Genomic DNA, 1,922 nt, shown 5'->3' with positions numbered 1-1,922 from the left:
TTTAAAATCCATATAAAAATAAATTTTAAATATAAGCTCACTAGTCTATAGTATATAACTTATTATCAATTAAAAAAAGATGTGGTACTTATCTTTATAGTCTTAAACATATAAAATAAACCCTAGAACATTTTAAATTCTAGGGTATCTTATAAAAAAGCATAAGACTTTTTCATTAAATTTATATTAAAATAGGTTAAGGCTAATTAATTATTTGTATTAAGTACTTTACTATTCCAGTATTTATACAAATCTTCTTCTTCTCTAAATAAAGGTAGTTTCATATTCTTGTGGAGTTTAACTAACCAAGGCAATTCTAATCCTGCTTTATTAATTTTATCTTCATTAATAAATACATCTTCTGTTAATCCAAAATCAGTGACTTCTCCTTTATTTAGCACATAAACATAATCACATATTTCATATATTAAATTCATATCATGGCTTGATATAACTATTTTTACACCTTTATTTTTTAGGTTTTTAATTATATCTACAATTAACTTTGTACTCATTGGATCTAATCCTGCTGTTGGCTCATCTAGTAATACAATCTTATTTTCCATGGCTATTACAGATGCTATTGCTACTCTTTTTTTCTGGCCATAGCTTAAAAAATGTACGGGCCTATTTATAAAATCTAGTCCGTTAACAGCTATTAAAGCTTCCTTTATTTTCCTTTTTATTGTTTCTTCATCTACGCCTATATTCCTTAAAGAAAATGCTATATCATCGTATACTCTTGAATAAAATATTTGTTTCTCTGGATCTTGAAATACTATTCCAACATCTTTTCTAAGATTATATAGTTCTTTTTTAGTATATTTTAGCTCTTTATTCTTAAATAAAATACTTCCTGATGCTGGTTGTAGTATTCCCATTAAATTCATGAACAATGTTGATTTACCTGAACCGTTAGATCCTATTATTCCAATTACATTGCCTTTATTAAAATCCATATTAATATCTGATAACGCTAATGAATTTTTTTCATATTTATAATTTAAATTGTTAATTTTAAACATTCTTGTCACCTACCATGTGGAATTTGCCATCATATAATTTCATATCCAAAGATATACACATATCATCATATCTTTTCATCATTCTTTTAAATAACATATTTCCAAGAAGACCAATTGACTTATATGAAGTTTTTAAATTTATATATCCAAATCTTAATTGCTGTGATTTTCTAATATCCGCTACTTCTTCTAAGAATATAAATATAAATCTATACACTAGCATCGCTATTTCTATTACTGTATCTGATATATGTAAGTTTTTTAATGAAAATATTATTTGATTAAAAGGAGTTGTAAGTATAAAAAAGTATACACATGTCAAGCAAGACATAGACCTAAACAATATATATATTGATGTATTTAATGACTCCTTAGATACACCTATATATACATTATCAATCTTAAAACTATAAATTAACATATTTGACTCAAATGATATATTGATTAAATTTATTATGATTCCCATAAATAAAAAGTACATAGGAATTCTAAGTAATTTCATATAACTCATTATATCTATTTTAGCTATACAAACTATCGTCATACTCATTAAAATCATTATACTCATTAGAAACAAAATATTTTTTGTTAGCATAGATATTATTAAGAAAATTATACCTACCGTAACTTTAATCTGCGGATTTATATTTGTTAAATTATTTGTATATGCATATTTATCAATTAAAAGCATCTTTACTTTCTCCTTCTGCTACCTATATAGTATCCTATAAAACCTGCTCCTATGGCTGCTTGTGTTGAAAATAATAAACTCTCTATCTCTCCACTTGGTGGTTCATACAAGCTACTAAACCTAGTTTTAAATTTTTCATAACTGTCCTCTTCTCTATTTTAAGTATCGATATATCTTTTTATCAATTTAAAAAGTCTAACCTGAGG

At 25.0% G+C, this 1,922-nt stretch carries 2 protein-coding genes and 1 pseudogene; all 3 read right to left on the bottom strand.

What is annotated here, in order from left to right; genetic code table 11:
• Positions 1-206: 206 nt before the first annotated feature.
• The gene (locus tag VLM92_RS03090) at positions 207-1,025 is read right to left on the bottom strand and encodes an energy-coupling factor ABC transporter ATP-binding protein (RefSeq protein ID WP_325274884.1); all 819 of its coding nucleotides are present in this window, start codon (positions 1,023-1,025) and stop codon (positions 207-209) included.
• Positions 1,018-1,716 (bottom strand): cobalt ECF transporter T component CbiQ, encoded by a 699-nt coding sequence (gene cbiQ / locus VLM92_RS03085; RefSeq protein ID WP_325274883.1) that lies wholly within the window; start codon positions 1,714-1,716, stop codon positions 1,018-1,020. Before cbiQ ends, VLM92_RS03090 begins: the two co-directional genes overlap by 8 nt.
• Before the next feature lie 2 nt (positions 1,717-1,718).
• A pseudogene (locus VLM92_RS03080) lies at positions 1,719-1,847 on the bottom strand (energy-coupling factor ABC transporter substrate-binding protein); the annotation flags it as partial.
• Positions 1,848-1,922: the final 75 nt, after the last annotated feature.

Source organism: Romboutsia sp. (genome assembly GCF_035470145.1).
GTDB lineage: Bacteria > Bacillota > Clostridia > Peptostreptococcales > Peptostreptococcaceae > Romboutsia_D.
Note: the sequence above shows the minus strand (reverse complement) of the source record. Positions and strands in the feature narration are given on the sequence as shown.

Coding starts and splice junctions, on each gene's coding strand:
- VLM92_RS03090 (WP_325274884.1), bottom strand. CDS start 1,025: ATGTTTAAAATTAACAATTTAAATTATAAATATGAAAAAAATTCATTA.
- cbiQ (WP_325274883.1), bottom strand. CDS start 1,716: ATGCTTTTAATTGATAAATATGCATATACAAATAATTTAACAAATATA.